Genomic DNA, 26,453 nt, shown 5'->3' on the forward strand with positions numbered 1-26,453 from the left:
TTAGCAACTCATTCCCGAAGCCTCGGGATAGCAGCTTTTAGAAAGGATCTGCCGTTACTCTGAACTTCATATCTGCTTTTACGGTTACATCTTTCGTAAGGGTTTCTTTTAGGGTAACTTTTGTTCTTATTTTATATTTATCAGCTTTAATGTATTGATCTAATCGGGCATCGGTACAAATTAAGTCAATTGTATTCGTGCTGGAATTGATATTGTCCTGATAAGCCAGTTCTATTTCATCAGAATCTGTTGTTGAGATGTATAAATGTATGGACTTTAAAAATGTAAATGTTTTATCTGAAGGATCAGTGATTGATAATTTAAGCGATTTTATTTTGACATCTTTTACTAAACCTGCCTTGGTTTTATTGTTTTGAAATTCGGCTGAAGAATTTGTCGTAACATCTGGTGTAATAATCTCTGATGGCAGATTGACAGGAAAAGTGCTTTGAATTTTAATCGAGGTTGAGTTAGAAATATTAAAACTCAATAGGTCATCAACGGTACTGCAAGAATTTAAAAATAAAGACAATAAAAGGGTAATGACAATTAATTTTGATTTCATAGGTATGGTTTTTTCTTAAATACGATTTTTGGCGAGTTATGGTTTTTTTTGAAGGTACTAAGATTTGAAGGTTCTAAGGGATTAAGTTTTTCTTTTTTTAGGTTCAAAGCGGCAATCCCGAAGCTTCGGGATAAAAGAATAAAGAAAAGACTTAATAAAATTGTAGATTCTAAACCTCTGAACCTTTGTCCCTTTGAATATTTATACCTAAAAATCGGAACAATGAAAAAAAATATTATTTTTTCACAGTTCCGATTTTTCATTTTGGAATATAAAAAGTATTTTTGCGCATGCAACACAACGTACTTATTTTAGATTTCGGATCGCAATATACTCAGCTTATTGCGCGTAGAGTTCGCGAATTAAATATATTCTGCGAAATTTTCCCTTACAATCACTTTCCTAGTGATTTATCACCTTATAAAGCCGTAATTTTAGGAGGAAGCCCATTTTCTGTTCGCGGAGAAGATGCTCCACATCCTGATTTATCTCAAATTCGAGGCAAGCTTCCCTTATTGGCAGTTTGTTACGGAGCACAATACCTGGCCCACTTTAGCGGTGGAGAAGTAGCGGCTTCGAATACCAGAGAATATGGCAGAGCTAATTTGTCTTATATTAAGGAAGGAGAAACTTTCTTTAACGGAGTTTCAGAAAACAGCCAGGTTTGGATGAGTCATAGCGATAGTATCAAGGCTTTACCAACAAATGCAGTAAAATTGGCAAGTACTCACGATGTAGAATTTGCAGCTTACAAAATTGAAGGAGAAACGACATATGCTATTCAGTATCATCCGGAAGTTTTCCATTCTACAGATGGATCAAAAATGCTGAAAAACTTTCTTGTAGATATTGCCGAAGTTCCTCAAAACTTTACACCAGGTGCTTTCGTAGAAGAAATGGTGGGAGAATTAAAAGAGAAATTAGGAAACGATAAAGTGGTTTTAGGACTTTCTGGCGGAGTAGATTCTACTGTTGCGGCAGTTTTATTGCACCAGGCTATCGGTAAAAACTTGTATTGTATTTTTGTAAATAACGGTTTATTACGTAAAAATGAATTCCAAAATGTATTAGATCAATACAAAGGAATGGGATTGAACGTAAAAGGAGTAGATGCCGGAGATCGTTTCTTAGGTGAATTAGCCGGAATTAGTGATCCTGAAACCAAACGTAAAACAATTGGTCGTGTATTTATCGAAGTTTTTGATGATGAATCACACTTAATCGAAGACGTAAAATGGTTGGCACAAGGAACTATTTATCCAGACGTAATCGAATCTGTATCTGTAAAAGGACCATCGGCAACAATTAAATCGCACCATAACGTGGGTGGATTGCCGGATTATATGAAATTAAAAATTGTAGAACCACTTAGAATGTTGTTTAAAGACGAAGTTCGAAGAGTTGGGGCTACTTTAGGAATAGATCCTGAATTATTAGGACGACACCCTTTCCCGGGACCAGGATTATCAATTAGAATTTTAGGAGATATTACTCCTGAGAAAGTTCAAATCCTTCAAGATGTTGATGCCGTTTTTATCGACGGATTAAAATCTTGGGGACTTTATGACAAAGTTTGGCAGGCCGGAGCAATTTTACTTCCGGTAAATAGTGTTGGTGTGATGGGCGATGAGCGTACTTACGAAAAAGTAGTAGCGCTTAGAGCTGTAGAATCTACTGACGGTATGACTGCTGACTGGGTTCATTTGCCTTATGATTTCTTAATGAAGGTGTCTAATGACATCATCAATAAAGTAAAAGGGGTAAATCGTGTGGTTTACGATATCAGTTCAAAACCGCCAGCAACAATTGAGTGGGAATAAACTATATTTCAAATTAAGGCGTTACATTTGTAACGCCTTAATTTTTTATAACCTACTATTTATGAGAGAACTTTTAAAGATTTCTCTTGTGCTTATTTTGTCTTTTAATAAGATAATTGCGCAAGATTCGATAATTGAACACAAAATTCAAAAGGGAGAAACTGCTTATTTTATTGCCCAAAAATATAAGGTTTCTATTGATGAAATTTACAAACTCAACCCTGAGTCGCAAAACGGAATCAAAGACAATCAAATTATTAAGATTCCCGTTCACTTCGTAGAAAAAGAAAATTCAAACCAGCAAATTACCCATATTGTTGGTGCAAAAGAAACTCTTTTTGGCTTATCAAAACAATACAATGTTTCGGTTGAAACCCTTCAGAATACAAATCCGGTTCTTGCCAACGGACTTCAGATTGGTCAGGAATTAATTATTCCTAGTGCAGTAAATCTTCCAAAAACTGAAATTATAACTTCTTCAAAGGCAATTCATCAGGTTGTTGCCAAGGAATCCTTATTTAGTATTGCGAGACAATATAACGTTTCTGTTCAGGATTTAGAAAATTTAAACAAAGACCTTCTTATTAACGGATTGCAGATTGGTCAGGCAATTTCAATTCCAAACAAAAGAAAAACTTTAGACGGAAGAGTTCGCGTGATTAATCAGGAAACTATTTTTCATGTGGTTGTACCTAAGGAGACCAAATTTTCGATTGCTAAAAAATACGGTATCTCAATCGATCAGTTAGAATCTCAGAATCCTGAAATTGTAAACGGACTCATTGTTGGCAATAAATTAGCGATCAATACTAAGGAAGTAAAACCGGCAAATGAAGGTGAAGAACTGATGCTGGCTCTTGCAGAAAAACAAGTTGTAGTTGAAAAAGGTAAAGCCAAGACAGTTGAACTTGAAGATCTAAAGGACCGATTGGTGGTTCAGAAAGAAATGAACCAGAAAATTATAAAGATTAATGATTTAAAATTGAATCTGAATGATATGAACGGTTCGAGAGAAAATTCAGTCGAAAAATTGCGATTGGTTCTCGAAGCGAATAAAAATGTGCAGGATATTTTAATGGCAAAATTAGATTCGTTAGTCAACACAATGAATAATGATTTAGTTGATTTAAAAAGAATGGATATTTTGAATGTGGATGAATCAAAGAGATTAGAGAAACAATCTTATCAAAGCATTGGAAAAACAAGTGAATTATCTTCTCAATTAAAGAAAGAACTGGCTGAAAACCGAAAGGTATACGCTGGCTTAATGAATAAAGTAGAAAAAATTGCGCTTGAAGAGAATCAGGAATACAAGAAGAAAATTAGGGAAAACGAAAAGAATAATAATGTAGCATCTTTACAGCAACGTCTTTCGCTGGAAGATGTAAAGCGGTATAAAATACAGCAGGAGCAAGGCGATGCACAAAATCAAATTTTGATTGCCAAAATCGATTCGCTGGATACTCAAAAAACAATTGAAATAAAACGTCATATTAGTAAAGCCACCTATTATAGTATGGAAGCACGAAAGTTTGATGATAAATTAGCCTTGCTAAAATTGAAAAAGTATCAGGATGAGGCGATTAAAAATCAGGATAAAACCAAGTCAGCAGAAAATTCAAAACAAGTTTCACTGGAAGAAATGCAGCGCGAGCTAAAAGAAAATCCGCTTAGAGCCGATAAAACGGTTAAGGTTGAAGTTTATGATAATCTTAGAGAAGTTTCAAACGGCTATTACTTAGTTTTAGGTATATTTACAGACTCTTCTTTAAGAGATAAGTTCATTATGAAACTCATTGATTCTGGTGATTTTAACGCTAGTTTCTTCTTTAATATAAACAGCCTTTCGTACTATGTTTACTCAGATAAGTACCAAAATATGGAAGAAGTGCTCTATAAATGCAAGAAAAAAGAAGAAGATGAGTTATATAAAGAGATAATTATTGCTAAGGTAGAAATTGATCTTAGATAATAATTTGCGCAGAATTAACAAGTGGCAGGAATCTTGCTTTTAAGAAAAATTAGTAACTTGTTTTTGAATTAAAAATTAAATTGTTTTAAGTCTTATTTATGAAATATTATTCAACATTATTATTTCTTGTTTTTTTTGTAACATTTTCTGCTTTCTCACAAGAGAAGGTCATTAAATATACCGTTGCGAATGGAGAAACTATTAACCAAATTGCTGTAAAATTTAAGGTTACACCTTATGATATTTATGCACTAAATCCAGATGCGAGAAGAGGGATTTCAGCCAATACAGTTTTGCTGATTCCAGCCAGTAGTACAAAATCTGCTGCGGTTAAGCCTGAAACAGCTGTGTCAAAATCGGTTAATAATACAAAAGAAATAATTCATGAGGTACAACCAAAGGAGACTTTTTACAGTATCGAAAAAAAATATGGTATCTCGGACGGAGCTCTGAAAGCTGCAAATCCTTTTTTAGAAAAAACTGGTGTTCAGATTGGACAGAAACTGGTGATTCCTGCAAAAGGATCAACTGCGAAACCTGTATCAGCAACTGAAAAAACGGTTAAAGAGAAAGTTCAGGAAAAATATGTATATCATGATGTTGTAGCAAAAGAAACTAAGTTTTCGATCGCAAAACAATACGGAATAACAATTGAAGAATTAGAAAAACGCAATCCTGAAATTGTTTCTAATTTGCCAATTGGTTACCGATTAACGATAAAAGGAAAAGCTCCTAAAGCTGAAACATCAGTTCCGGCAGTTACCAATGCTGTAAAACCGGCTGAAACTTCTAAAAAAGCGACTAGCTATATGGAGTATCAGGTAAAACCAAAAGAAACTTTTTATAGTTTAGGAAGAACATTTCATATTACTCAGGAAGAACTGACGGCATTAAACCCGGCGCTTGCTGAAGGTGTAAAAGAAGGAATGGTTTTAAAAGTTCCTGCAGGATATTTAGCACCATCTCCAATTATTGCACAACAGCAACCTGTAGCACCAGCAATTGAAAAACAAGCAGAAAATACCGGAGGTGGTATACAAATAGTAGATCGTGTAAAATCTGAAACAGTTTCTGCTAATCCAGAAGTGGTGGAGCTGACTAAAAAGAGAGGTGAAAACGAACGTAAAAAATTAGTTTTATTATTGCCATTCAATTTAGCTAAAATGCAAAATGATACAACAAGTACAGCTACACGTATTAAAAATGATAAGTTTTTGAATATGACTCTTGACTTTTATTCAGGAGCAATGATGGCAATTGATTCTGCAAAAACTTTAAAATTACCAATTGATGTTGCGATTTATGATTCTCAGGAAACTAAAACGACATCGAATGTTTCGAATTTAATCTCTCAAAACAAATTGCAGGATGCCAATGCGATTATCGGACCATTTTATCAAAACAATGCAGAGGCTACAGCCAATTCATTACGTATGTATAATGTTCCTGTAATTTCTCCATTGTCTAAAGATAAGGCAAATCCAATCGATAATTTGTACCAGACAATCCCTTCGAATGATGTTGTAAGAAATGCCATTTTTGATTATATGCGTTCTAAAAACGGAAACATAGTGGCTGTTGTAGATAAAAAGAAAGAATCAGTAATTAGTTATATCAAACAAAACCAAAAAGGAGTTGTTTTTGCTGCTTTGACAGAAACAGGCGGTTTGGATGTAGCCAATCTAAAAAGTTTGCTGTTACCAAACAGAATGAACTATGTAGTAATGGAAACAGGAAATACTGCTATGGTAAAAGCGACTATAAAAGCGCTGATTGATGCTAAAAAAACATGTCAGGTACAACTGGTTATTTTAGAGCCAAACAGTACGCTTGATACGGATGAAATTAGTTTTGATAATTTAGTACAACTAAAATTAATGTATCCTTCTGTAACCCGCGAAAGTGATGAGCCAGGAGTTTTAATTTTTGATAAAGAATACAGATTAAAAAATAAAGTGAACCCTAATACATATGCAACACGCGGATTTGATGTGACTTTTGATACGATGATGCGTTTGGTACAAGGAAAAACATATCAGGAAACAGCAGATTTAATGACAACGGAACAGGTTGACAATAAATTTCAATTTTATAAAAAAGAAGATGGCGGACACGCCAATAAAGGAGTATACATTTTATATTACGATACCGACTTAACTTTAAAAGTAGCAAATTAATGACATCAAAAGTAACCTATTTAGGAGATTTAAGAACAAAATCAATTCATGTGCAATCAGGAAGCGAAATCATCTCTGATGCACCATTAGATAATAACGGAAAAGGAGAAGCTTTTTCGCCAACAGATACAGTTGCAAATGCTTTAGCAAGTTGCATGATGACGATCATGGGAATTAAAGCTCGTGATTTAAATGTAGATTTTATTGGTTCGACTGCCGAAGTAACGAAAATAATGAATGCTGAACCAAGAAGAATTGGGGCAATCGAAATTGTTTTTGACATGCAGGGTGTTGACGATGAAAAAAACAAAACTATCTTAGAAAGAGCAGCAATGACTTGTCCGGTGTTTTTAAGTTTAAGCTCAGAAATTGAAAAGAAAATTACTTTTAACTGGAAGTAGTTTTAAGAATTAAATATATCAAAAAGCCATTCGACATCGAATGGCTTTTTGATTTAATTTATAAACCTTTTTCAGGTTTTAGATCTTCCAGGATAGGAGTAAGGATCGACTTTACAATTTTCTGAATGGTTTCATTTTTTTGTTCAAAAATCACAATAGTGTTTTTGCCTTTTTTAAGCCAGCATCCCGGTAAGTATAATGTTTGCTGAGGACCAACACTCCAATATCTGCCAATGTTTATTCCGTTTATAAAAACAATTCCTTTGCCCCAATCCCGCATGTCCAGAAATGTATCTCCGGTTTTAGCAAGATTAAATGAGCCTTGGTATAAAGTGGGACGGTTGGGTTTCGCAGAGTTTTTATAAGACGTTAGATCAGGCGCGTCAGTCATAGGTAATTTATACATCTTCCAGTCTCCGGTAATTGTTTCTCCGTTAATAATTACAGGGCTGATAATTCCTTTATTGTTGTCATTAATTTGTGAACCATAATTAATACGGCCCATATTTTCAACTACAATATCCAGAGTAGCATTAAAGGGAACCTCAATTTCACAATCGTACTTTTTATAGTAACGATTCAATTCAGCCACTTTTTTTCCGTTAACATAAACGATGGCATAATCACGTAATCCTTTTAATTCTAATTTTCCGCTAATAGGCTGTGTGAATTTTTTACTATACCAAACATAACCGTCACCTTGATTTAATTGTTCAAATGTTAGTAGGTTGGCCTCAATTACCGGAGTTATTTTTGATTTTAAATCAGCTAAATCAACGGCACTTGTTAATGTAATATTCGGAATTGTAATTACGGGTATTTTTGCGGGAACATTTGGCGTTTTATCTGTTTTTAAGATTTCTCTTAAAGCATTGTATTTAGGAGTTGCCCATCCGGCCTCACTAATTGGAGCATCATAATCGTAAGAAGTCATGTCAGGCTGAATGTCGTGTTCTTTATCATAGTTTGCACCTGATGTAAAGCCAAAGTTTGTTCCTCCGTGCACCATATAATAATTAAAAGAAACCTGATTGTCTAAATATTTCTTTGTCTGGCGCACTGTTTCTTCTGGAGTTTGTGTTGGGAAAGGTTCTGCCCAATGATCCAGCCAGCCCGGATAAAATTCAGCAACCATATAGGGTCCCTGACCATTATTGAATTTATTGACAACTTCTTTTAGTTTGGTGATATCACTTTCGCCATTGGCAGTTGGTAAAGCACCGGGAAGAGCCCCGCCTTCAAACAACCAACTTCCGTCTGAAGTAAAGAAAGGAACTTCAAAACCAATATCTTTTAACTGCTGAAAAACGGCTGCGCTGTATTTTTTGTGGTCAGCCAACGCAATATCTTTACGTTGCGCAACATAAGAACCAAATTCATTTTCGCCCTGCACCATAATAATAGGTCCGCCTTTGGTAATTTGTAAAGCTGCGACCTGATTATATAGTTCGGTAAAATAGGCTTTTGTAGCGGCTAAATATGCTGCATTGTTGCCGCGAATAACCATGTTGGGCACATTTTGTAAAAACCACGGATAACCGCCAAATTCCCATTCGGCACATACATACGGACCCGGACGAAGAATGACAAATAAACCTTCTTCCTGCGCTGTTTTGATATATTCAGCTAAGTTTTTATTTCCGGTTTTAAAATCCCAAACTCCCGGAGCTATTTCGTGATAATTCCAGAAAACATAGGTTGCAACGGCATTTAACCCCATTGCTTTCATCATTTTTAAGCGATGACGCCAGTAAGGCTGAGGAATTCTTGAATAATGCATTTCACCGGAATGAATTTGAACCGGTTTTCCATCCAGTAAAAAATTTCCATCTTTTATAGCAAAAGTTTGCTTTTGCTGTGCCGATACAGCGAATAAAAGAAAGAAAGTAAAAAGGAAGGCAAGGTAAACTTTTTTCATTTTTTATTATTTTAAGTATTACTTGGGCAATTTGTATAACTAAAGAAGAGAGCGCTCAGAATTGCGCTCTCTTAGTGCTACTAACTAACCAATAAATATTTACTCTGAAAACTCTAATTTTTGCGTTTAGTTTTTTGTGTTTAGGTTGAAAGTTGTAAGGAATTATTCTTTTTTTGAAAGTACCTCTCTAATGAACCAGATAAGAGAGGGCTTCAAAAAACAAACAATATTTAAAAAATACTAATTGCAAGACAACCTTACTTGACTCTAAAGTTGCCTAATATTTTTGGTTGTTAAATTTTTTAATGATTGGATTTACATGATTTTTTGTATCCTCATCTAATGCCGCTAAAGCTTTGTCAGCTTCGTCAGTTGAGAATTTTGATAATCCGCAGATTCCGGCAGCAATTACATTATACGATTGATTTTTGGTACTTTCAATTATTAATGTTTTATATGAATTATCATTTGTCGAAGCTAATTTTATAATTGCAGCTGCTCGTGCAATTGTCTTTTTATCGTTTTTAGCAATGTTCAGCAAGGTTTTTATTGCAGCATCTTTTATTTGATTATCCCCTAAGTCAATTGCTTTAATACTAAGTACTCTCAAATCATCTTGTTGATCTTCTAAACCTGCCAATACTATCAATTGTGCTTCATGGCTTTTATCTTTTGAAGCAAATTTTATAGCTTCAATTCGATTATAATACGATGGGACCTTTTTGTATTGATACCAATAATCGGCTACTTTTTTGTTATCGATAACCTGACCAACCAAAATTTTGTCAGGATCAAGATCTATAAAATCCGGTTGTGACGGAATGTCATAACTGAAATTTTGTTCGCGTTTTTCAATCAAAATATCTTTTCTGATTTTAGTTCCGTTTACATAAAAATCAACTTTAAGAGGAAGTGTAAAGGTCTGAACCGAATTATCCTGAACTTGTTTTACCGCAATTGTAGCTTTTCCGTTGGCATATCCGTATTCAATATTCAGGATTGGATTTCCTCCCTGATAATACCATTGGTTAAAATAAGGACTCCAGTCTTTTCCGGTTATTTCTTCCATTGATAAACGCAATTGATGTGTTTCTCCTGATTTATAAGCGTTAGTGGTCAAATAATGATTAAGTGATTTGAAAAACGCTGCATCGCCCATTTGGTTTTTTGCTGCATATAATATGATAGAACCTTTTGAGTAGCTGATATTATCAAACATATCATCTCTGTTTTTATAATGAAAACGAGCTAAAGGCGGACTTATTCCATCTTTGGATGAACGCAAACAGTTTTGTAGTTTTTCATAACGAGATCGGTCTTCTGCATCTTGTCCTGCATCATGACCATGCCAAAGTACTTCTCCAAAAGTGGCAAACGATTCGTTCATGGTCAAGTTCGACCAGGATTCAGCGGTTACATAATCTCCAAACCATTGGTGAAAAAGTTCATGTGCAACAGTACTTTCCTGATTATCATCCAATAATTCCCTTTCAGTTTTCTGTACATATTCCCCGTGTAAAGTGGCAGAAGTATTTTCCATTGCACCCGAGAAATAATCTCTGCAAACAATTTGTGCGTATTTTGCCCAAGGATATTCTACGTCTAACATTTTGCTATAGAAGTTCATCATATCTGGAGTTTTTCCGAAGATCTGTTTGGCGTAAGGCGCATATTTTGGCTCCAGATAATAATTTACTTCTTTACCATTATAAGAGTCTTTGTAGATTTTGAAATCTCCAACAGCCATCATAAATAAGTACGGAGCGTTGGGTTGTTCCATTTTCCAGATATCCGTTCTGGTTCCGTTTTTATTGTCTTTTTGCGAAGCCAATTTACCGTTAGATAAAGTCGTGTATTTAGATTGGACTGTCATTGCAATCTCAGATGTTGTTTTCTGGTTCGGTTTGTCAATCGTAGGAAACCAGCACGAAGAAGCTTCAGTTTCGCCTTGCGTCCAGATTTGTACCGGTTTATCGCCTTTTCCGTCAGGATTTACAAAATACAATCCTTTTGAATCCGTGATAGATTCACCGCCTTTTGTTTTTAGTTCCTCTGGTTTTGCGGTATAATTAATGAAAAGTGTATACTTTTCTGTGCTTTTGTATTTTCTGTTTAAAGTGATAAAAAGCTGTTCGTTATCATACGTATATTTTAACGGAATAGTTTTTTTTCCATCGATAATAGCAATTTCTTTAAAGTCCATTCCTTTGGCGTCTAAAGTAAGAGAATCGGTTTCGTAAAAGTGAGGTTTTAGCGTCAGCCACTCTTTTCCGTACAAATAGCGTTTGCCATAATCAAAAGAGACTTCTAGTTTGGTGTGAACTAAATCATTCACTTTTAATGCCGTAACTCTATAAATAGATAATGGATCTTTGATTTGGTCTGCACTTTGAGCCATTGTTTTTTGACCTATCAGGCAGATAAGGCTAAAAAAGGAATATTTTATAAATAGCTTGTTCATTTTATTTTTTTGTAAAGTTTATTTTTTCGGTAAGTGTATTTTTTAAACACATAGCTATATGTGATTTATTTTGAGTGAAACATCTTTTTAAAATGCTATAAACTATGTTTCTATGCGTTTAAATAGTATGCTCAACAGCGCTTAAAGTTTTTCGATAATTCGTACTTCACCATCTTTTTCATCCGCAGTTAAAATATCTGATGGTTGTTTCGTGTAAACCAATAAACTCCATTGAACAATTTTATTGTCCGGATATAATTTAGCCTGATTTTGGAGCCATTCTTTTGCTTTTTGTGCTGACGAAGTTTTCTCGATCGCCCAGGCAGAAACCAATTGATTTGCCGGTAAAAAATTCAATACAGTGTTGTCTAGTTTTGGCTCAAAAGAAACAATTTTTTGTAATGATTCCGTTGCCTTGTTATTATTACCAAGACTTGTATAACAGAGATAATCCATCCAGTTTTCCATTCTTTCGTCGATATCCTGCTCATATGGTTTTCCTACCCCTAAGTTTTGAGGCCACAACTTCGCATCAGCAATAAATTGCAAAGCTTTTTTGTATTGCTTGTTTTTCATTTCTGCCAAAGCCTGCATTAATTTCGCTTCATGATATAATTGTCTTCCTGCTGTGGCTCCTTCAAATGGGAGAATTTCCAGTTTGGTAAGGAAAGCATCTGCAGCAGCATATTTTTTATTCAATAACAATGTTTTAGCATACAACATTCCCAGTAAATAATTCTCTTTATGTTTTTTGTAAAATGGTTCCGTAACAGCCAATGCTTTATCATATTGTTTTTGGATAATATAATGTTCTGCCAATAATTTATAATACCTCCAACCTTGATTGTCTAGTTTAATGGCTTGCTGAAGACTGGAAATTACCAATTGAGAATCATCTTTGAACAAGGAAGCTTTCGCAGCATAAAATGCAGGATCGTTTGGCTGATTAGCGCATTGTAAAAACAAATCTTTCGCCTTTACAATATTATTACGATTCCATTCGATCAATCCCAGATGGTATTTTAATTGCCATTGCTTATTTTTTGTAATTAAGTCTTCAAGAATAACAGCCGTTTCTCCTCGGAAAGGAAAACTAATTCCGGGTTGAATTTTGCTCAAATCAACTGCTTTATTTTCCAGAAATGCTTTCCAATATATGATTTCAGGATTTGGAGCTGCAAGAGAAAAAACTTTTAAAGCTTCCTCTTTACGTCCTAATTGCTCGTACCAAATTCCTAATTCAAGATAGGTTTGTTCCGGCATTTCATTTTTTATTAAAGAAGCGAAATGTTCTTTTGATGCATCTGATTTGTCCCAAAGAAACTTTTCAAAACCAACAAAATGATTTAGAGGATCAACAGTATTAATCTTATTTAGAGTTTCGGTTGCTTTTGATGTGTTATTTTGCAGGCGATAGATTACGGCTAATAATTGCAAACTTTCTAAATTATATTGATTGCTCAACAGACTTTTCTCCGCATATTCAAGAGCTTTTGTCTGATCATTTTCACTAAAATAAATTTTACTTAAAGCCGTAAAAGCCGGACTGCGAAATTCAACACTTGAGGCAGCAATATCAAAACCATCTTTTGCATCGATGCTGTTTCCTAAATGTAAATTTGCAAGACCATAATAATAATTGGCGGCAGGATCGTAAGTATTTATTGCCAAAGCTTTGCTTGCCGAAACAACTGCTTCTTTATATTGCAATTTGCGAATTTGTAAAGAGGCAAGATCTGACAGAGCAGGAGCATAGTTTGAATCTTTTTTAAGACATTCGTTTAACTTTTCTTCTGCTTTTATATAGTCTTTAAAGGCAATATAATTTTTTCCCTGAAGGTATAATCCATAAACCGAATTGTTGTCAAAATCTTTAGGGATTTCTACCGGACGATTCAGGTTTCCATCTTCGGGAGCTGAATTCCAAACCAGTTTATTTTCGCCAAGTGTTAATCTTAATTTATTCTCGTCAACCGTAACCTGAATCGAATCTTTGAATAATTGCAGGGTATTAACCGAAATATCTTTAGAATAAATTTTCTTTCCGTCATCAAAAATTTCCAGTTTTTCATTTAGTTTCTGAAGTGGAGAAAAATAAATTTTCAACCAGCCATTTTCATTTTTTACGTTTACGGCACCATAATTATTGGCTTTTACAAAACCCTTAGTTTGTTTTACCGGAAACCAATATTCAGTCCAGGAATCCGTTTGATAAGGGGCGAAAGAGCGTTGTTTGAATGGGGTGTAAATGCTGTTTTCGCTCGCCTGATTGAACAATCTTCCGCTTTGTACTTCTACATATTGACCATCAGTATCAGTTAATAATTTTTCCCAAATCATGCCTTGTTGTGACAATCCCCAGATCCATATTTTTTTACCGGGTTTGTCATCGTGATTGCCATATCGTCCCATCCCAAAATCTTCGTCGTGATAATATCCGCCAAAGAAATCATCATACTTAGCAAATACGTGATAGGATTTGTAACCGCCAAAATCATTGTTTTTATAAAATGACAAATCTTTGCCATTTTCTTTATCAATTGGCCAAGGCTTATGCTCGCCGTTATGACCAATATAACTTTGACCTGGATAAATAAATTGTAAATCGTTTGAAGCTTTAATTCCTGTGTTCATCCAGGTATAATAAGGCTGTTCTGCTTCTGTTGAGTTGAACCAAAATGAATTTGTAGTAAAATAAGCTTTGTCTTTTGGTAAATTGATGTCTAGTTTCCACGAAGTTCGGGTCAATAAATCTAACACTCCAATCACGCAACTTACACTTCCGTCTTCTCTGGTGATGGTGGTATAATCTACCGGAGTAGCGCAATTAGGCGTGTGTCCAATAATACCATAATTGCCTTCAACACCACCGCTTGTCCACGGACCTCGCATTGCGATATCCCTAAATTTGATGACATGATTGTTGTAGACAAAATCTTTTCCGGTAGACTTTTCTATCGCCGACCAGACTTTTCCACCAATTTCAGGAAGAATCGTTAATTTGATATAATCGTTTTCTAATTCGATTACTTTCCATTCCTTCTGAACCGGTTTATCTGTAAAACCATCAAAACGGAAATACGGATAGGTTTTGGTATCTGGTTTAGGAATTGGATCCGGATCTGAAAATGGATAGGTGGTGAATACTTTTTTGTATTCCTTTATGGTTGGTTTATTTTGTGCGTTGACAAACAGGCTTCCAAAGAGCAAAATGGATATAAATGGTTTTAGTTTCATATGGAGCTATTTTTGGTTTTTTAGATAGTATGAAGTCCCAGCGGGACGTTATATTTATAGAAATAAAAATTTATTTCAGTTAAACCCCCATCGGGGGTGACATATTTTTGGCAATTATAATAAAAGCCTATATATCGCTGCGCTGGAGCTTTTGACTCAACCGTATAAATTTGGCTATAAATATTACGCTCCGCCGGAGCTAATAAAAAAAATAATTTGTGCTAATTAGCGGAATTTGTGTTATTAAATTCCACTAATGATTTATTATTAATATGAATCAAGATTTGAAATGTGCCTTTAGGTACTAAATTTTGGTAGAAAAAATGAATTGAGATAAATTTAGCGTGCCGTAGGTACGAAATGATTATCGTTTTGTCGCGTACCTACGACACGCCTACGTATTCGAATCGAATTTTTTCTACCAACATTTAGTGCCTAACGGCACAAAAAATATACATTCAATTCTTCATTACTTAACAATCAATAACCACCCTTTTCCTTTTGTTACCGGTATTTCGTCCGTTGCAGTAAATGTTTGAGCAGGTTGGAACTTTGTAATTTCAGGAGCTATGATTGTTGCTTTTGCAGGATTGATACCTAGTTTTTTCCAATCGATATTCAGTTTTACTTTTACATCAGTATCTGCCCAGCTTGCAATAGAAATTAAAGCCGTTCCGTTCTTTCTGTAAACTGTTGCTAATACTTTATCATTAGAAGTTTTTACAGGACAATTTTCACTCCAATAACCAATCATTTCAGAACCTTTGATTCCAAAAGTGTCCCATAATTTCCAGATGGCTCTTGGATCTGCGTTACCGCTCCATGGTAATCTGTTTGTCATTCCGTAAACCATTCCTCTCCAGGGATTTCCTCCGTCTTGCAGCATTTCGCCCATTAACCCAAACGGGATTCCGCTTACTTCCGTTAAGAAAAAGTCAGGTTGGCCTTTTTCATAATCAAAATATTCTCCAAACCATAGTTTATTTACATAAGGAAAGTGTTCCATATATAAATTGGCACTATTATTAAATCCGTCACTTTTGTTGTACTGATTTGCACTGTGTAAATCGATAATTCCCGGATGTCCGTCTTTTGTTAATACTCTTTTTACACGTTTCATTGTGATCCTGTCAAAAGCAACATCATCAAGATAAATACCGTCAATACCAACGTTTTGAGTCAGCCAGTTCATTCCTTCAACATAATAATTGTGCCAACGGTTCATACCGCTATTTACGATTGCTGCATCTTTTATTTCGGGAACAAACCAGGCTGCGATATAATCATCGCCAACATGTTCCTGTAACCATGAGAATCCGCCGCCTTTTCCAGGAGAATAAATTTCATGACCTAAACTTCTTAAAGCAAAAGTTTCATAAGCTTTATTAGAAACTTCTCTAACGGTATTGTAAATCTTAACTTTTAATCCTTTTTCATGTGCTTCATCGATATAACTTTTCATCTTTTTAAATTCAATAAAAGGATAATTAATATAAGGATTAATCGCGTTTGCATGGTGTATATTGATTACGGTTGCACCAGTTTGAGCAATAGAATCGATTGGGCTGTATTTGTGATAGAATTTAGTATCCCATTGAAAATCTGTGTTTATAGTATGGAATGGTGTAATTAGCAATGTAAAGTTGTAATACAAAATATCTCCTTTTTTCATGCTTCGGGCTCCACTATACGCATTTACCAAAACTGATTTTTGGTTGGGTGTAATCGTGATTCCGCCTTTGTTATCGTTACCCCAGGAAGTTGGTAATAATAAAGGTTTTTGCAAATAGAAATTGGTGTTTAACGGACGGCTGTATTTTTCGTCTCTTAAAGAAAATTGCAATCCTGAGTTTACATTTCCAATCCATGCACCATCTTGATTCTTGTGTGCTACATCCCATTTCCAGTCAAAAGCTGCAGGACGATCGCCTCCTTTTTGACCTAGTCCCATCATGTATTTTGCAGAGGAAGGCTGAAATGGCATTTGAAAATTAATATCATTAAAAGCTGCATCTTCAAGAGCTGTAATTTTTACTGTATAATGTAAAAAACCATCAAATTCAATTGAAGCATTTACATCCATTTGAAGTGATTGAGAGGTAGAAGTACTTTCCCACGAAACAGTTCCTGCTTCTTTTTTAGTGAATTTGATTCCTGTATTTTTCCATTTTAAAGTTTCTTTTCCTGCAGCATCTATAAAATGAAATACTATTGGCGCACTCAAAATATCATTTGCTTTTGTACTTGTAGTAGTCATTTCAGGAGTAAAGAAAGTTTGAATCTGGGTTGGAAAACCATTCGTTCCTAAAATCAATTTTCTGCCTAATAAAGATATTTCGCTATCTTTTACGATTAATGGGGTATAAGGTGCAATTACTGTATTTTCCTGGGCTAAAGTTGAGTTTAACCATTTAAGGCGTGTCATTTTTTCCGGAGAATCGATTCCTCCGTTTTTAGTAACCTCATTTTTTACAGTTATCTTAAGTGTAATTGCGGTAGATTTTCCATCAGCGGTAACGGTCGCTTTTCCTGTATAATTTCCTGCAGCAGCAGTTTGGGGAACATCGATTCCGCACCACAATGCCTGTACTTTTCCTTTTGAAACGGCAACGTTTGCAGCAAAAAGATTTCCATCATATTTTACTCCATCTGTATTAATACAATTGATATTTTTTGATGAAATGGTTTCTCCGTTACTACTTTTTAAATCCGAAAAAGTAACTTTTACATCTTTTAAATCCTGCAAAGCATAAACACCTAATTGAAATGCCAGATATTCGCCTTTTAATGCCGTATCTGAAAAAGTGCTTTGAACTCCTTTTTGAATCCATCTTTGTGGTAAATCATTTTTCATTCGGATAGAAAACAATCTGTCTTCCGGAAAAACAAGAAATGTGTTGCTGCTGTTTTTAGCAATAAGATCTTTAGTTTCAGCCGCAGTTGCAATTACTTCCATAGGATAAAAACTATTGAAAGCATTTATACTCTGAATTTCTGTAACGGTACAATTATCAGCTGCATTTGATTTTATTTTAGACAACCATTGTGCATCTGCTTTATTTTCTGGTTTGGCATAAACTCCTTTAGGATAATTAGCATCACCTTCGTCAATATAGGGCATATAATACACGTAATAAGTTCCTTTTCCTGAAACAGGTTCAAAGAAAATCGTTCCGTTTTCTCGATTGATATTCTCTGTTTTTGTATTAAGGATTTCTTTACCTGTAGCATCCTGAACAATAATTTTTTTGAGTTCCGGATTTTCATCCCTTCTGCGCCATTCGATTGTAGTTTTGGCAACATTTCCTGTACCGGAAAATGCGACTACAACACGATGATTTCCTAACATATTAGGATTCCAGCTGTCATTGCCATCCGTGTATTTGATTTGTGCAGCCAATGGAATACTGACAATGCAAAGGCACATAATCAAAAGTCTACTTAAAATTGGCGTGTTTTTTAGATTTGCTTTCATTTTATATAATGTTCAAGTTAAGTGTATGCTTATTTTTAAAAAATTTAGTAAACGGCTTTCCATCCATTTTTTTTCCAATAGGCGATAATAGGTTTGTATGGACCGTATTTATGTTGCTCTTCAGAAAAATTATCATTAAAAGGGCTGTGTGCATAATCAATTGGTTTACCCATTTTATTAGGATAGTCAAATGTTTTGGGATTTGGCCTTGAGTGTATCGCATCATCATTTACATAAGCAGCAATATCAAGTGCTTCAATATCTGTAAGGTATGGTTTTCCTGGTGTTACTTTATCATAAGGCATATTGCTTTTCAGCCACTGTGCCTGTTTGATTACTCTGTGCATGCTCGAACCCGGCTGGTATCCATATTCGCCCCAAAGCGGAGGATAAGTATAGCCTGATTTGTCAGCATTATATTGTCCTTCGCCATTATTTCCGTGGCAGCGGGCACAATTTTCAACAAACAAAGCTTTTCCTCTTTCGGGACTTGCGGCTACATCAGGAAATTCTATTTCTAAGTTTTTAGCCCCTTTAAAATCACCATCTTTTGGAACAAATTTGCTGATCCATTTAAAATAAGATAAAAAAGCGACCATTTCTTTTCCGTCAAGCGGAAGTGGTTTTCCGGAGTGCGGACGCATAATGCAATTGTTAACGCGTTCTGCAAGTGTGAGAACCTTATTTTCACGTCCGCGATATTGCGGATAATTATCGTGAGACGACATTAAATTGAAAGCATAGGGTTTTGTACCCGCATCCTGATGACAATTGGTACAATTCATTTTATTGCCTAAATATTTTCCTTTTATGCCATTTGGACCAATATAATAAGCTGTTTTTAGCATCAATTCTTTTCCGTAACGTACTGATTCTCCAAATTCGTCATTCGAAATTTTCGATGTATCAATAGTGATATACGAATCATCATCGGCAGTTTTTGCCGCCAATGTTTGTGAATTTGAAGTATGGCAGGAATTGAAAACAACAATTGGCAATGCTGAAAATAGACCAATAAGAATTATTTTTTTCATGTTTACTATTTTTAATCTATGTTGTATCCTAAGAGGTTTTCAAAACCTGTTAGGTATTTTTTTATATTGTTATACCCACAATTTTTTGAAACGTAAAAGGTATTTATGCAAATCAAAAGTAAAATGTGCCTTTAGGTACGCAATACCTATCATTTTGTTGTGTACCTGCGGCACGCTTAAAATTATTCAATTCATATTTTCTACCAACACTTAGTGCCTAACGGCACATATTTATCTAATTGAAAAGAAATGGTTTCATCTTTTCTTCCGGAATAAACTCTACGCGATATGGCGGAATTTCAGATTCTAAGGCCCAGATTAAAACACCTTGTTTATTAGTCAAAACAGTAATATGTCGTTTTGAACAACAAACTAAAATGGTTTCTTTGTCAATCATATAAGCACTTCCCATTCTGTCATTGTAAATATCTTTTGGTAGTTTTATCTGGAAATCGAGCTTTACTGATTTTTCTTTTTCATCTACTTTTAAGGCAAAGACAGAGGATTGTTTTTTATCGACGCCATTATCAAAAAACAGCAAACTTCCTTCGGGATCTATGTGTGCGGCATGTGCCTGAGAAAAATTACTATCGTCAGACATTTTCATATTTCCTCCTTTACCTAATTTCCAAAGAACTTTTCCGGTTTTAGAATCGACTTTCCAAATTTGACCGTTGTTATAAAAAGAGATCAGAAAATTTCCGTCTTTATCATAATTCAGGCTGTTCGCATGCGTCCAGTCCTTTTTTGTTTTTAGTAAATTTTTATCTTTCATTGGATCTAAATCATCAAAAACGCTCCATTTCCAGAGTTGTTTTCCTTTTTTATCCAAAATTAAAATTCCGTCGCCGTTGATCGTATCGTTCTTTTTTCCTCCAATAGAACTTAAATCCATTATCTTTTGATCTACGGTTATCGTAACAATTTCGTTAGCTGATTTTTTTATGATTTCATGATGAATCACTTGTTTAAAATCACCTTGTCCTTTTTTAATATGGGTTAACGTATCACCTTGCAAATTGATTTCAAGAATCTCGCTTCCGTAACTTGTTGGTTCATCATTTTTTCCTAAAATGGCAATAATGCTTTGCTCTTTTGTAAAATGAGTAACTTTAAATCCTGTTCCTTCGACAGTATGGTACCATCTTAAATTTCCTTTATAATCTACAATGTAAGCAACTCCCGGAGTTTCTCTTTTCGCCAAAAGCATAAAGCCTTTTTTGAAATTCTCAGGTAATAATTTGGGTTTAGGGCAATTTGCCTTGAATTGTTTTTGCAACCATTCTGGTAATTTTCGAGACTTAAAAGTGTATACTTTACTTGTATTTTTCTCTTGGTTCTCGATAGTAATCAATTGATAACTATAATTTGTTTCCGGTCTAATATTACAAAGTACCAAAGAGTGGAAGAGACCTGTTTTTGAAACCGGACTTGTTATCTTATTTTTTATTCCTTCTTGATCAGACCAATATTCTGCAAATACCTGAACATTGTCATTCGTAGTAACATCAATCTGAATCTTCAATTCGTTGTTGCTATGAGTTCCAATCGTAATATTTTTGATAAGATTGCCCTGATTCTTAGAACAGCTTACAAATGCAAGCAGTACCAAAATAAAACTCCACTTTATTATAAATTTTTTGATCATCTGAAAGGCATCTTTATGAAAAAGAAAAGTACTTTTTTTTATAAATAATCAAGAATAGACAGCTTTAAAAGTCTGCCTATTCCTGATTGGACTTTTTTTATTGTCTGTCGGCGTTACTTAATTTAGGATTAAGATCGACCTGACTTTGCGGATAAGTATAATACTTATTTTGCGGCATTTTGACTTGTGCTGCTTCACCCACTCTTAGGTGATACGCATTGACAAGAACATCATATTTGTTCATTCTGATTAAATCCTGACGGCGTTTTCCTTCAAAGAAAAATTCCCATCCTCTTTCTTGTAAAATAGCATCTCTTAATGATGATTGCGTGTAATCTGATAGAACTAAAAGTTTAGCATGTGATCTTGCTTTTACTTTATTGATAAGATCTATCGCTTCTGTTGTTGGTCCGCTAATTTCGTTCAAAGCTTCGGCTCTGCTTAATAATACATCAGCATAACGCAATATGTTTACACTATGACCATCATAATAAGTAGTAGTTTCATCATCTGCGTATTTTCTGGTTGATACATCCGGCATATAAAGTTCGCCTTTTGGTGGTTGAGCGCCTAACGTAGGTGCTTGTTTGTGCAGTAAACCATCGCTGCCCATAAACTCAGGAAAAAAGCATTCTTTTCTTTCGTCTTCATTACCAAACGTGTTGAAGAAATCCCAGTTTACAGTATAATATTGCCATCTGTTTTGAACAACCGGATGATCCGTTGGCCCAAAGTGATTCAACAATTCCGTTCCGTTTGTATTGGCATCACTCAATGAAGAAAATATGTTTTCGCTGCACCATTTATTACTTTCTTTAAACAAACCTAAATAAGTAGGGAAAAGGCTGTACTCGTTTAGATTCATTACTTGTTGTGTCAAAGTAGCTACTTTAGGCCAATCATGACTGCGCAGATATAGTTTTGCCAATAAGGTAAGAGATGCACCTTTTGTAGCGCGTCCTACATCATTAGTTCCATAAATAGCATTTTCTTTGTAGTTAACAGGTAATACATCGGCAGCTTCAGTCAATTCTTTTATAATAAAAGTATCAATTTCTTCTACAGATGTTGGAGGTGTTTGATCTAAATAATTAGGATTTCCCAAATTAGCTTCGGTGATTAGAATTACCGGACCCCATGCATCCGTTAAATCCATATAAGCTGATGCTCTTAAGAACTTTGCTTCGGCTATAAATTGAGCTTTTTCGGCGGCTGTAATTCCACTCATTTTTGTAATGTTGAAGATCGCAAAGTTGGCATTGGCAATCAACTTATACATTGATTTCCAATCTTCCAGAAGTAAGCCGTTTGTCGAACTCCATGTACCTAAAGACAATTGTCCCGGATCTCCACCAAATTGACAATGTCCTAAATCTGTTGCAATATCTGTCAAAGCGAAGTGTCTTGTAGCCCAATACGAAAAGTTATCTCCCACAGATGGTCCTTTTAATCTGCCATAAATAGAATTGATCGACGCAATGGCATCTGATTTAGTTTGAAAACCATTGGTATTGGTCAAATTACTATACACCGTAGGCTCAAGATCCTGATTGCACGAAAATTGTGCACCGGCGGTAAGTAAAAGCAATAGTATTGTATATTTTTTCATTTTAATAAATTTAATGTTACTAAAAAAGCTTTTTAGACTAGTGAATTGCGACTTTTATTCCTAAAATAAACGTTCTTGAAGCCGGGAATGAGTTAAAATCGATTCCTCCGCCTAAGTTTTGTTTTGTAATATCAGTAGCAGAAAAATGCCCATTTACCTCAGGATCATTTCCAGAATACTTAGTAATCGTTAGTAAATTCTGACCTATAGCATACAATCTTATACTATCTATAAACTTCGCTTGTTTTAGTACACTTTCCGGAATAGAATATCCAATAGAAACATTTTTCAGACGGATATAAGAAGCATCTTCAACAAATTTTGAATTCACATAACTTCCGTATTTACTTTTGTAGTAACCATCTCTCGGAATGTCTGTGTTTTCATTTGTACCGGCAACCCAACGATTCAAAGCATCTGTACTTGTAGAGGATTCACCTACCATTTTAGTCATATTATAAACAGAATAATCGAAAGCTCCCTGAAAGAAAATATTCAAATCAAAGTTTCCAAATCTAAAATCATTGTTTAATCCGGCAGTGTAATGTGGCGTAGAATTTCCCAAATATGTTCTGTCATCCGCATTTATAACTCCGTCGCCATTAACATCTACATATTTTGGATCTCCAGCTACAGAAAGAGGCTGAGCGGCATAAGTTTCTCCGGTTTTGATTACTCCCGCATATTTATAGCCGTATAGTTCACCCATTTCTTTTCCGGGTACCAATCTTGTAAATTCCTGACCGGAAACAGTACCGCTTGGGTTAGAAGTATTGGCACTAATAATTTTAACATTGTCAGCAAGCGATATAATTTCCTGCTTATTATAGGCAACATTTAAGGATGTTGTCCAGGTAAATTTATCATTTCTGAAATTTGTACTGCTAATACCCAATTCGATTCCTCGGTTTTGTATTGTTCCTGAGTTGACTCTTTGAACATCAAATCCCCACCATCCTCCAACAGGAACATTTAAAAGGGCATCAGTCGTTCTTTTTTCGTAAACATCTATTGTTGCGGTAAGTTTGTCGTTGAAGAATCCCATATCCAGACCAAAGTTGGTTTGAGCAGTTTGTTCCCATTTCAAATCCGGGTTTGCCAGGTTATTTGGTTCTGTACCACCAACAAAATTGCCCGGACCAATTGTTACTCCCCAAGAGGTTAGTCTGTTCATATAAGCATAATCTCCAATACCGTCATTTCCTGTAATACCATAACTGGCTCTTAACTTAAGCTCAGAGAAAGTATTTAATTTTTGAATAAACGATTCATTTGTCATTTTCCAGGCAATGGCTCCTGAAGGGAAAATTCCGAATTTATTGTTTGGACCAAAACGGGAAGATCCATCTTTTCTAATCGTAAACGAAAGTAAATACTTATCATCAAAAGCATAATTTAATCTACTAAAGTATGAAGTAAGTTTAGTCTCTGTTTTTTCAGTTTCAGGTTTCAAATAAACCGCTGCACCCTGAAGGTTATAGTACGTCAACAAATCGTTAGAAAAACCGGAACCCGAAGCTTTCATTCGCTCATAAGTATCTTTTTGGTTTGATGTTCCTATCATTGCAGAGAAAGAATGTTGCTCTTTTATATTGAATTTATAGGTTAAATATTGTTCAGTACTCCATCTAAAATAGGTTTTGTTCTCCTCAGATCCGGTTCCGTTTAGAGCAGCTCCGGCAACCAGTGTTCTGGGAGTATATTTTCCCTGAATGTTTTCCTGCCATTCAGCACCTGCTCCAAAATGATACGTTAGACCTTTAATGATTTCGTAATCCAAAAACATATTTCCGTTCACCAATCTGTTGATAGTATGATCTGTTGGTTCCAATAAAAGTGCTAATGCATTGTCTTTTCCCTGATATTTATAGTACGATCCGTCGGCATTATAAATAGGAAGATTAGGAGCAGCAGTTTGGATAGAATACATTGGAGATAAAATATTGTCCCCAAAGTCACTATTATGACCTTCACTTGAAGCGCCATATACATTGACCCCCATATTTAATTTTTCGTTAAATCTTTTCTCGCTACCCATTCTCACAGTATATCGGGTAAAATCTGTATTCTCTAAAGCACCTGTTTGTTTTAAATAATTTCCGGAAAGAAAAAATTTAGAAGTTTTATCGCTTCCGCTAAAAGTAATCGTTCTGTTGATTACTTCTCCCGGACGGGTTGCCGCCTTAAACCAGTTGGTATTTGCAACAGGAAAACTTGATGGAAAAACCGGAGGTCTGCCGTTTTCAACTGCAATTGCATTCTGGATATCGGCATATTGTTGTCCGTTTAATAAAGAGGGTTCCTTGATTATACTCTGAAAACCATCTGAAATTTCCGCTTCAACCTGCATTTTACCTGATTTTCCTTTTTTAGTTGTAATTAAAATTACCCCATTTCCACCTCGTGCACCATAAATAGCGGTAGACGAAGCATCTTTTAAGATCTGGATGTTTTCAATATCATTTGGACTAATTTGTGCACCTGTACTTGTAATAAATCCGTCAACAACATACAATGGCGCATTAGAAGTATTCAGTGAGTTTCCTCCTCTAATCACAATCGACGGGCTGCTTCCCGGAGCATAACTGTTTTGTTGTACCTGAACTCCAGAGGCACGACCTTGCAAAGCCTGACCAACATTAGAAATTGTTCCGCCTAAGTTTAAATTGTCTTTACCAATAGAACTTACAGAACCTGTTAAATCTTTTTTCTTTGCTTTACCGTAACCTACGACAACTTCTTCTAATTTTTGTCCCACTTCTTTTAGTACAACTTTTAGAGGAGCGCTTCCAATGGTTACTTCCTGATCTTCCATACCAATGTATGTTACGATCAGTTTAGTCACATTATCAGCAACCGTAATGGCAAAGCTTCCGTCAACATCTGTTTGCACACCATTGGCGCTGCCTTTTACAATAACGTTTGCACCGGCAATAGGTAATCCGTTTTGATCCGTTACTTTTCCTTTTACGGTTTTTTCAAAAAATATCGAAGTACTGTTTTTGTATGATGTATTTATTGATGTAGCCGCTGAAGCTTGAAATGTAAAAGCTAATAAGGAAAGAAGTGTGAGTTTGATTTCTTTACCAGCCAGATTGTTAATCCGAAAATCTCTAGGTTTTTTTTGGGTTAATAATTTCATACTTTAAATGGTTTTGGTTAATGATTAATTTGTTCTTTTTGTTTGTAAGTTTTAGATTTCTTTTTTTACTGGAAAATTCATTTTGTGTGTTATTTGGTTTTTAATAAAATTGTTCCTTCTTATAAAATTGCGACTTCGTTTTCTGAATCTAATTGTTGGTTATTTTTTCTGTTTTTATTTGTTTTCGAAGTGCAAAATCCTCCTTAAAAATTTCTTAATTAACTTAGTTTTAAGATTAATACCTGACGAAACTATCGATTATATTTTTATTAAACAAGAAAAAACAATAAAAATGTGCTCGAACACACAAAATTAATGTTCTCGAGCACATAAAATTATGTAAAACGTTTTTTTTGACTTAAAATCGTACGATTCGTTTAGAATATTTTAGAAATAAAAGACCTTCTGGATTTGAGGTTTTTTTATGCTAAATTGTTATTTGGTTTTATTGTAATTGAATTTTATGTAAAACATTATGAATTTCGCAACTATAGAATTGAATGATTCATAATTAAAAGGTTTTTCTTATAGGTTTATTTGGCAGTAAAATGACCTTTATCAGATTTTATTAAAGGGATTGTTAAGCTTAATTTTCATTAATACGAAACCTCCTAAAAATTGACCAGAAAAAGGATGGTTTTTTAGATGATATTCAGAATTTTGAAAATTAAATAATCATAAAAATTAAGATTAAAAAAGAAGGGTAAAGGGTAAGTCATTTTAGGAGAGAAAGGATCCCAAAATTCTAAATTTAATTTGGGGGATATGAAGTAAATTAATAACCGGTTTTTTGTTTTTATTTCGCTTTTTAAAAAAAAGGTATTTAAAAATCTCATTGTTGATTATCAAAGAAATAGACAAAAAAAGGGAAAGGATACTTATTCAAGTATCCTTTCCCTGCTTGTGTGCCCAGCATGGGCGATAACTCTAGGGTGTAAGTCCCGAACACACCTTTACAGTGGGAAGTGTTAGCTGAATGCAAGGGTGTCCATCG

General features: G+C 34.8%; 13 protein-coding genes. 4 read left to right on the forward strand and 9 right to left on the reverse strand.

Annotated features, from left to right (window positions below):
* Window positions 1–37: 37 nt before the first annotated feature.
* Window positions 38–565 (reverse strand): hypothetical protein, encoded by a 528-nt coding sequence (locus ACQKCJ_RS21155; RefSeq protein WP_271337094.1) that lies wholly within the window; start codon window positions 563–565, stop codon window positions 38–40.
* A gap of 290 nt (window positions 566–855) precedes the next feature.
* On the opposite strand from ACQKCJ_RS21155, the gene guaA reads away from it, so the two are divergent.
* From guaA to ACQKCJ_RS21175, 4 genes are all read left to right on the forward strand, one after another.
* Window positions 856–2,385 (forward strand): glutamine-hydrolyzing GMP synthase, encoded by a 1,530-nt coding sequence (gene guaA / locus ACQKCJ_RS21160; protein WP_271337095.1) that lies wholly within the window; start codon window positions 856–858, stop codon window positions 2,383–2,385.
* 61 nt (window positions 2,386–2,446) lie between these two features.
* On the forward strand, window positions 2,447–4,357 hold the full coding sequence (locus tag ACQKCJ_RS21165) for a lytic transglycosylase (protein ID WP_271337096.1): 1,911 nt from the start codon (window positions 2,447–2,449) through the stop codon (window positions 4,355–4,357).
* 98 nt (window positions 4,358–4,455) lie between these two features.
* A complete protein-coding gene (locus tag ACQKCJ_RS21170; protein ID WP_427402867.1) occupies window positions 4,456–6,534 on the forward strand; it encodes a LysM peptidoglycan-binding domain-containing protein in 2,079 nt (692 codons plus the stop codon).
* Window positions 6,534–6,935 (forward strand): OsmC family protein, encoded by a 402-nt coding sequence (locus ACQKCJ_RS21175; RefSeq protein WP_427402868.1) that lies wholly within the window; start codon window positions 6,534–6,536, stop codon window positions 6,933–6,935. The genes ACQKCJ_RS21170 and ACQKCJ_RS21175 overlap by 1 nt, the downstream gene beginning before the upstream one ends.
* 58 nt (window positions 6,936–6,993) lie before the next feature.
* On the opposite strand, the gene ACQKCJ_RS21180 is transcribed toward ACQKCJ_RS21175, so the two are convergent.
* The 8 genes from ACQKCJ_RS21180 to ACQKCJ_RS21215 all read right to left on the reverse strand — a co-directional run bounded on the left by ACQKCJ_RS21180 (window position 6,994) and on the right by ACQKCJ_RS21215 (window position 25,459).
* Window positions 6,994–8,853, reverse strand: a complete 1,860-nt coding sequence (locus ACQKCJ_RS21180; RefSeq protein WP_271337099.1) for a glycoside hydrolase family 35 protein — start codon at window positions 8,851–8,853, stop codon at window positions 6,994–6,996.
* A 277-nt stretch (window positions 8,854–9,130) separates the two neighbouring features.
* Window positions 9,131–11,314 carry a M1 family aminopeptidase gene (locus ACQKCJ_RS21185; RefSeq protein ID WP_427402869.1) on the reverse strand — a complete coding sequence of 728 codons (2,184 nt, stop codon included), beginning with the start codon at window positions 11,312–11,314 and terminating at the stop codon, window positions 9,131–9,133.
* A gap of 141 nt (window positions 11,315–11,455) precedes the next feature.
* On the reverse strand, window positions 11,456–14,551 hold the full coding sequence (locus ACQKCJ_RS21190) for a DUF5107 domain-containing protein (RefSeq protein ID WP_427402870.1): 3,096 nt from the start codon (window positions 14,549–14,551) through the stop codon (window positions 11,456–11,458).
* 469 nt (window positions 14,552–15,020) lie between these two features.
* Window positions 15,021–18,026, reverse strand: a complete 3,006-nt coding sequence (locus tag ACQKCJ_RS21195) for a glycoside hydrolase domain-containing protein (RefSeq protein ID WP_427402871.1) — start codon at window positions 18,024–18,026, stop codon at window positions 15,021–15,023.
* Between the two features lie 44 nt (window positions 18,027–18,070).
* Window positions 18,071–19,060, reverse strand: coding sequence for a c-type cytochrome (locus ACQKCJ_RS21200; RefSeq protein ID WP_427402872.1), 990 nt, complete (start codon window positions 19,058–19,060; stop codon window positions 18,071–18,073).
* A 235-nt stretch (window positions 19,061–19,295) separates the two neighbouring features.
* On the reverse strand, window positions 19,296–20,708 hold the full coding sequence (locus ACQKCJ_RS21205) for an aryl-sulfate sulfotransferase (protein ID WP_271337104.1): 1,413 nt from the start codon (window positions 20,706–20,708) through the stop codon (window positions 19,296–19,298).
* A gap of 97 nt (window positions 20,709–20,805) precedes the next feature.
* Window positions 20,806–22,317 carry a RagB/SusD family nutrient uptake outer membrane protein gene (locus tag ACQKCJ_RS21210; RefSeq protein WP_271337105.1) on the reverse strand — a complete coding sequence of 504 codons (1,512 nt, stop codon included), beginning with the start codon at window positions 22,315–22,317 and terminating at the stop codon, window positions 20,806–20,808.
* 37 nt (window positions 22,318–22,354) lie between these two features.
* The gene (locus tag ACQKCJ_RS21215) at window positions 22,355–25,459 is read right to left on the reverse strand and encodes a SusC/RagA family TonB-linked outer membrane protein (protein WP_271337106.1); all 3,105 of its coding nucleotides are present in this window, start codon (window positions 25,457–25,459) and stop codon (window positions 22,355–22,357) included.
* Window positions 25,460–26,453 lie beyond the last annotated feature (994 nt).

Source organism: Flavobacterium sp. NPDC079362, assembly GCF_050267765.1.
GTDB lineage: Bacteria > Bacteroidota > Bacteroidia > Flavobacteriales > Flavobacteriaceae > Flavobacterium > Flavobacterium azizsancarii.

Bases quoted from the DNA above. Each gene is read 5' to 3' on its own strand.
- ACQKCJ_RS21155 (WP_271337094.1), bottom strand. From the start codon at position 565: ATGAAATCAAAATTAATTGTCATTACCCTTTTATTGTCTTTATTTTTA.
- guaA (WP_271337095.1), top strand. From the start codon at position 856: ATGCAACACAACGTACTTATTTTAGATTTCGGATCGCAATATACTCAG.
- ACQKCJ_RS21165 (WP_271337096.1), top strand. From the start codon at position 2,447: ATGAGAGAACTTTTAAAGATTTCTCTTGTGCTTATTTTGTCTTTTAAT.
- ACQKCJ_RS21170 (WP_427402867.1), top strand. From the start codon at position 4,456: ATGAAATATTATTCAACATTATTATTTCTTGTTTTTTTTGTAACATTT.
- ACQKCJ_RS21175 (WP_427402868.1), top strand. From the start codon at position 6,534: ATGACATCAAAAGTAACCTATTTAGGAGATTTAAGAACAAAATCAATT.
- ACQKCJ_RS21180 (WP_271337099.1), bottom strand. From the start codon at position 8,853: ATGAAAAAAGTTTACCTTGCCTTCCTTTTTACTTTCTTTCTTTTATTC.
- ACQKCJ_RS21185 (WP_427402869.1), bottom strand. From the start codon at position 11,314: ATGAACAAGCTATTTATAAAATATTCCTTTTTTAGCCTTATCTGCCTG.
- ACQKCJ_RS21190 (WP_427402870.1), bottom strand. From the start codon at position 14,551: ATGAAACTAAAACCATTTATATCCATTTTGCTCTTTGGAAGCCTGTTT.
- ACQKCJ_RS21195 (WP_427402871.1), bottom strand. From the start codon at position 18,026: ATGAAAGCAAATCTAAAAAACACGCCAATTTTAAGTAGACTTTTGATT.
- ACQKCJ_RS21200 (WP_427402872.1), bottom strand. From the start codon at position 19,060: ATGAAAAAAATAATTCTTATTGGTCTATTTTCAGCATTGCCAATTGTT.
- ACQKCJ_RS21205 (WP_271337104.1), bottom strand. From the start codon at position 20,708: ATGATCAAAAAATTTATAATAAAGTGGAGTTTTATTTTGGTACTGCTT.
- ACQKCJ_RS21210 (WP_271337105.1), bottom strand. From the start codon at position 22,317: ATGAAAAAATATACAATACTATTGCTTTTACTTACCGCCGGTGCACAA.
- ACQKCJ_RS21215 (WP_271337106.1), bottom strand. From the start codon at position 25,459: ATGAAATTATTAACCCAAAAAAAACCTAGAGATTTTCGGATTAACAAT.